Origin of the sequence: Paenibacillus sp. Marseille-Q4541, assembly GCF_018310695.1 — a bacterium.
Classification (GTDB): domain Bacteria; phylum Bacillota; class Bacilli; order Paenibacillales; family Paenibacillaceae; genus Paenibacillus.
This window is the reverse complement of record NZ_JAGXCY010000070.1, coordinates 1-5,173: the sequence shown is the minus strand read 5'-3', so window position 1 is coordinate 5,173 and position 5,173 is coordinate 1. Positions and strand designations below refer to the sequence as shown.

The 5,173-nt window shown below is 39.8% G+C and carries 15 protein-coding genes; all 15 read left to right on the top strand.

Annotation, left to right across the window (positions count from 1 at the left end):
- Positions 1-452, top strand: a 452-nt coding sequence (locus tag KFT32_RS26965; RefSeq protein WP_249436171.1) for an ATP-binding protein, incomplete at its 5' end; no start/stop codon positions are given.
- A gap of 13 nt (positions 453-465) precedes the next feature.
- On the top strand, positions 466-588 hold the full coding sequence (locus tag KFT32_RS27525; protein ID WP_283246477.1) for a hypothetical protein: 123 nt from the start codon (positions 466-468) through the stop codon (positions 586-588).
- Between the two features lie 95 nt (positions 589-683).
- Positions 684-953: a helix-turn-helix domain-containing protein gene (locus KFT32_RS26960; protein ID WP_211750434.1), complete on the top strand. Its 270-nt coding sequence runs from the start codon at positions 684-686 to the stop codon at positions 951-953.
- A gap of 76 nt (positions 954-1,029) precedes the next feature.
- Positions 1,030-1,428 carry a hypothetical protein gene (locus tag KFT32_RS26955; protein ID WP_211750433.1) on the top strand — a complete coding sequence of 133 codons (399 nt, stop codon included), beginning with the start codon at positions 1,030-1,032 and terminating at the stop codon, positions 1,426-1,428.
- Between the two features lie 30 nt (positions 1,429-1,458).
- Positions 1,459-1,698 (top strand): hypothetical protein, encoded by a 240-nt coding sequence (locus KFT32_RS26950; protein ID WP_211750432.1) that lies wholly within the window; start codon positions 1,459-1,461, stop codon positions 1,696-1,698.
- Positions 1,699-1,871: 173 nt separating this feature from the next.
- The gene (locus KFT32_RS26945) at positions 1,872-2,174 is read left to right on the top strand and encodes a hypothetical protein (RefSeq protein WP_211750431.1); all 303 of its coding nucleotides are present in this window, start codon (positions 1,872-1,874) and stop codon (positions 2,172-2,174) included.
- 32 nt (positions 2,175-2,206) lie between these two features.
- Positions 2,207-2,443 carry a hypothetical protein gene (locus tag KFT32_RS26940; protein WP_211750430.1) on the top strand — a complete coding sequence of 79 codons (237 nt, stop codon included), beginning with the start codon at positions 2,207-2,209 and terminating at the stop codon, positions 2,441-2,443.
- A 36-nt stretch (positions 2,444-2,479) separates the two neighbouring features.
- Positions 2,480-2,686, top strand: coding sequence for a hypothetical protein (locus tag KFT32_RS26935; protein WP_211750429.1), 207 nt, complete (start codon positions 2,480-2,482; stop codon positions 2,684-2,686).
- A gap of 20 nt (positions 2,687-2,706) precedes the next feature.
- On the top strand, positions 2,707-2,976 hold the full coding sequence (locus KFT32_RS26930) for a hypothetical protein (RefSeq protein WP_211750428.1): 270 nt from the start codon (positions 2,707-2,709) through the stop codon (positions 2,974-2,976).
- Between the two features lie 239 nt (positions 2,977-3,215).
- The gene (locus KFT32_RS26925) at positions 3,216-3,524 is read left to right on the top strand and encodes a hypothetical protein (RefSeq protein ID WP_211750427.1); all 309 of its coding nucleotides are present in this window, start codon (positions 3,216-3,218) and stop codon (positions 3,522-3,524) included.
- Entirely contained in the window at positions 3,521-3,958 is a 438-nt protein-coding gene (locus KFT32_RS26920; RefSeq protein ID WP_211750426.1) for a YopX family protein, read from the top strand. The genes KFT32_RS26925 and KFT32_RS26920 overlap by 4 nt, the downstream gene beginning before the upstream one ends.
- Entirely contained in the window at positions 3,951-4,322 is a 372-nt protein-coding gene (locus KFT32_RS26915; RefSeq protein ID WP_211750425.1) for a BC1872 family protein, read from the top strand. Before KFT32_RS26920 ends, KFT32_RS26915 begins: the two co-directional genes overlap by 8 nt.
- Complete coding sequence (locus KFT32_RS26910; RefSeq protein ID WP_211750424.1) at positions 4,315-4,650, top strand: hypothetical protein; 336 nt, start codon at positions 4,315-4,317, stop codon at positions 4,648-4,650. The genes KFT32_RS26915 and KFT32_RS26910 overlap by 8 nt, the downstream gene beginning before the upstream one ends.
- A gap of 73 nt (positions 4,651-4,723) precedes the next feature.
- Positions 4,724-4,942, top strand: a complete 219-nt coding sequence (locus KFT32_RS26905) for a hypothetical protein (RefSeq protein ID WP_211750423.1) — start codon at positions 4,724-4,726, stop codon at positions 4,940-4,942.
- An 18-nt stretch (positions 4,943-4,960) separates the two neighbouring features.
- On the top strand, positions 4,961-5,164 hold the full coding sequence (locus KFT32_RS26900) for a hypothetical protein (protein ID WP_211750422.1): 204 nt from the start codon (positions 4,961-4,963) through the stop codon (positions 5,162-5,164).
- The last annotated feature ends 9 nt before the right edge of the window (positions 5,165-5,173 follow it).

Here is a 5,173-nt window from a genome sequence, read left to right as displayed (position 1 = left end):
TCTTGGAGATTAAATCTACCCGGAAGAACAGTATAGCCCTCCTAGGACGTCCTGGCTGTGGGAAAACACATTTGTTAATGGCTGTATCAAACCATTTACTAATTCAAGGGATTGGAGTTGTGTACTTTCCCTGGGTAGAAGGGTTTAACGAGCTTAAAGCAAACTTGGATTCACTCGAACAAAGGATTAGCCAGCTGCAACATGCAGAAGTGCTTTTTATAGATGATCTATTCAAGGGTCGTGAGAAACCAACAGAGTTCCAGATTGAACAATTATTCGCCATTATAAATTATCGATATATGGAGAACTTGCCTATCCTGATCAGCTCTGAAAAGAGTATGTCCAAGATATGCGATTATGACGAAGGTATAGGCAGCCGGATCAACGAGATGTGCCGGGATTATAAAGTTGTTTTAACGGGCGGGACTGAATTGAATTATCGATTACTGTGAGGGTGTGGTCCAGGTGAATGGAATTGACGATTACGATTTGATGGATGTTGACTATGATTTGTTCCTCAAGATCGGGCAAGAAGAAATCGAATGGGAATCTCGTCAAAAAGAGGTGAAGGGCCATGATGAAAAATAAAAAGGATGTAGAACTCATTGAAATCATAATGAATTGTGAACTGGACTATGACATTCGGGTACAGGCAACAAAAGAAATGATGAGGAGGAGTAACGATGCCAGCTGAAAAAGGAGTAGGTAGACATGAAAACAAAGCGCTCAAAAACCGCAGAAATATATATTTGGCTTGTGATGAGTTGGATTTTACTTGGGGAGTAGATGAAATATATCAGTTTGAAGATATGTGGAAGCAAGGAAAGAATATTAACTGCATTGCGGAAGAATTAAAACGGGATCCTGATGAACTAGCAATATTAGCAATAGATCGAGCAAGACAAGGACGAATTGAGCAACGACAAGGTGGGTTATTGGGGTATGCGGAGTAGATTTGGCTCTGTGGGGCAGTTCAGTGCTGTCTTCTAACCGAACGCCAGTTCTTAAATTACGGGGGAGATGGATCGGATGTTTAAACCAATCAGTAGTGAGCAAAAAGGTGTGAAAGGTTTCTTGGCAATGACAATTGATAAATCGGGTCGGATAGGACTAAACAGTGGATTGAGACAAGAACTTGGTTTTGAAGGTAAAACGAAATTATTCATTTACTTTGATGAAAGAGAAAGAAAAATTGGGATTTCCAAGGAATGTAGTGATTCAACGATTGTTCCCTTCAACTTCGATGCAAGAGGTTGCTGCAACAGTGCAAAATCATTTCTCAAACAAAATGAATTCGAATTCCAAAACGGAGCTATCCAGATGTTGTTCGAAGGAGTAGAGGACGGTATCTATGGATTTAGGATAAAAGGTCAGCGACCACAAGTTGATCTAAAGCAAGAGAAAAACGGTAATATTACCCGGTTGTAAGAAAACATACAGCCTAAAGGAGTGCTGATTTTGAATCTAAATTTATTCAATCCATTTCAAGAAACACGAAGATATGAGAAACAACAAAGAAAAGAGTTTTTGGAAGCGGCCAACCGTAGGAAATACGGAAAATATAACGGATATTGGCATTGGGATCTAGCTTGTACATGGTTTCGAGTAACTAACGATGATTTTTTTCGGATGTATGGATTTAATTTTGTGCCTAAAGGAAAGTTGTACGAAGAAGCGCGGGAGTTTGTTTGGAATTGAGGTCACGACCTCTTTCTCAGATACAGCCTAATAAGGGAGAGATAAACACATGGAGGAATGGATCAAATACCAATGTGAAGAGTGTAACCGGATGTTTGCAGTTCCTGAGGATCTGGAAGAACCGGCTTGCCCTGAATGTCATGAGAGCAACTGTGCTGAGCTAGGCTGATCATATGGACAGAGATAGAAAAGTCGATCTGGAGTTCAAGTTATTCCATGCTCGTGCGTCTGTAGAAGTTCAAATAGAAGAGATCGAGGACACACATCAGATAATCGAAAGAATCGAAAACGAGTCTAGGTCTAGCAAAAAGATGGCGAAGTATCACGAAGGTCGGATTGAGTATATCCAGAGTCACATTCTTCCACTTTTACATGAGAGGCTAAAGAGCGCAAAGGAATTTGTCATTAAGTATGAAACTGAGCTTGAGCAGCTGGCCTATCAAGAGAGTGAAGGACAACTTGAATTCCTATTTTAACAGGCTATACAGCCTTAAAGGAGAGATAACAGATGGATTATGAAACGATTAAAGTTGGTTTGAAGAAAAAAGGTGCTCACACTCTTGAACGGAACAATGCCGGCATTTGGAGTCTGGATGGAAAAGAAGTCACTCAAGAAGCTGCAATCAGTGAGCTTGTTGAAGCAGTAGAGGAATTAGGGTACTGGTGCCAAGTAGCGAAGGATGTTCTACCAACGGAACAGTTCGAAATGGTTCAGGAATCTTACGAATATCACGAAGAGGATTGAGGCATAGCCTCTTTCCCTGGGAGGGGAGAACAACAAATGGGATACGGTATTAAGATGCACCACAAATATGGACCCAAATCTTATATTGCAACCTTGAGCTACAAACCTTCACTTAACGACATCATTGAAATTGAAGGGGAATTTTACGAGGTTTTAGTTGTGCAATCAAAGCCTAGAATTTGTTACGCAACGTATGCTTCAAATCTAGATATTTTCAGAGTTACTGGTGTTTATCCGGCGTAGATAAGAAAGGGAGATGAAAAATGACATTTATCGTGCCATTTGAGGCAGAATTTTGTGGGGAAATTAGAAAGATTTATGCTGTGAATAATGACAATCCCACTGAAGGTTTCAGTGGAAGTGTAACTACTTCCGAGCCATGTCCTCACTGCGGAGAGCGTAATTTTTTTAGAGTTTACGACCATAAATCTGAACACGAAGAAGATGGCTACTTTATTGAAGTTTATGATTGCAAATGTCCATCTTGTCGTAAAGAGTTTGACTTAGAAATTGAATGCGAGATTGATGTGTAGCACGACTATAAAATGTAGATCTTTGGCCGAAGGTCTCCGAGACGACCGCAATACTTAGGCGAAGCCGGAGGCCGTATAGATCCATAATCCAAGTAAGGGAGAGATAACATGTTTGGTACTTACTTTTATAGCAAGCTTTTTTTAAAACTTATAGGATTTTTTCTTACTTATGTTTTAGTGTTTGTCGTCGGATTTATTTTGGGTGCTTGGATATTTTGAGTAAGGGAGAGATAACAGGGATGAACCAAATAGATGAAATCAATGAAGCTTATAAATGCCTAGTACACTTCGACAAGGAAGCTGGAAAAAGAGAATTTGCCATGCAAGAACTTAAAACGGTTGTCACATCTGAAAAGTTAATCCAAAATTCAATTCCCTATCTGTTAGGTGAGATAGATCGACTACGTAAGGCACTGGAAGAAGCAAGAGAAGAAGCAAAACAAGGACAATGGGGAGATTTAGAAAGAGCTGATGCAGCTATACGGAACATAGAGACATTGTGTAGTCAGGCTCTGGAACCAGCTAAAGGGGAGGATGAAAGGGAATGAGAGAATACAAATTCAGAGCATGGGACGAAGAATGCGGCCGAATGTATTCAGGTGACGAGATTGAATCACGCGCGGATCTAATTACTAGCCTATCTTACGGGGGACTAGTTATATTCCGCGCAACACCGCACGGTGATTATGAGCAGTTACAACCCCTTCAATACACCGGACTCAAAGACAATGTAAGTGATGAAGAATGGTATGAAGGAGATATATTAACTCCTAATCCTCATAGTGAGCGAACTGAATTAGAAGTAATTTGTTTTGACATACATCAGGGCAAGTATAAATCAGTACCAATGAGTCTTTATCTTTCAAACGCTGGTAATGGTGGATGGACTGGATATGACGTTAAATGCTATCAAAAACGTGTAGGGAACATATACGATCATAAACACCTATTAAACCTTCCTGGGGAGGTAGACCATGAGTAAGCGAGTAATAACTGACGAAGAAATATTGAATCTGCCACCGGGAAGAGATTTAGATGCTCATGTGGCTCTCAGAGTAATGGGATTCAAAGAAATCACCATTGTGGGTAAACATTATTTCACTGATCCGATTGATACAAAGCTTAAGCTATACTCTACCGACATATCAGCAGCATGGGAAATAGTAGATAAGTTAAAAATTCAAATAATCCCTCAATCAATAGGAGCACCAGATCAATTATCCTACTTGGCTATTTATAATAATGAACCTTTTGAAAGTAAGGTCGAGGTTTTCGGAAGAACAGCCCCTGAAGCTATATGTAAAGCAGCTCTAATAACTGTAATAGGAGGGTCAGGGAATGAGTAAACAAGAGAACTTTATATCATCAGAAAAGCTAATGGACTATCTAAACAATATGTTTAGGAAGTACGTAGGGATCAATCGCCCTGGAAAAGCAGAAGTATTTAAACACATTCTGATAAAGACAGAAGAAGGTACATTCAATCCTGATCCAGTACCTACTATTAAGCCGGGGGATAAGGTGAACCATTACGGAGAGCACCTTCCATTCTTAAAAGGCGTGAAAGTAAGTCACTTGATGGTAACCGAATTCACGACCCTTGCGGTTCTTACTTATGAAGGGCAAAGCTATCCAGTGACTTTGGACAGTCTGGAGGTAGTAAAGGATGAATAGAGACTGGAAGCAGGACAGAAAGGGTAAGGAGTGAGTCAATATCTCATCTAACAACGAAAAGGAGATACTCAATATGAAGTTTATATATTTTACAAAGGTTATCAGTGGTGAAAGATGTGCTTATCCTAAATCTGAAGTTGTCGCCTTTGAAGATAGTGAAATCGAAACAGAAGAAGGAAAGAAGACTGTTAAACATAAATGTGTAATTATCTATTTAGGAAGCAAAGCGAATTGGATAAAAGTATCAGAAGACTTTGAAACAATATTAGAAATAATGAATGAGGATAACTAAAGGTGGGCTGGAATCATAATGACAAACACTGTAAAAGCAAAAACATATTGGGTATGGACTAAACTAGCTGAAGTAAAGAACCCAGCTCATACAAGATCAGGAGAACCCATATGGCAAGACAAGCTTTATGAAGCACCGGCACAGTGGTTAGAGCAGGGATTAATACAAGATGCCAGTGAGGTAGGTAATGAAGGGCAACTGGACTTATTCGATATTATATAGGCGGGGGGG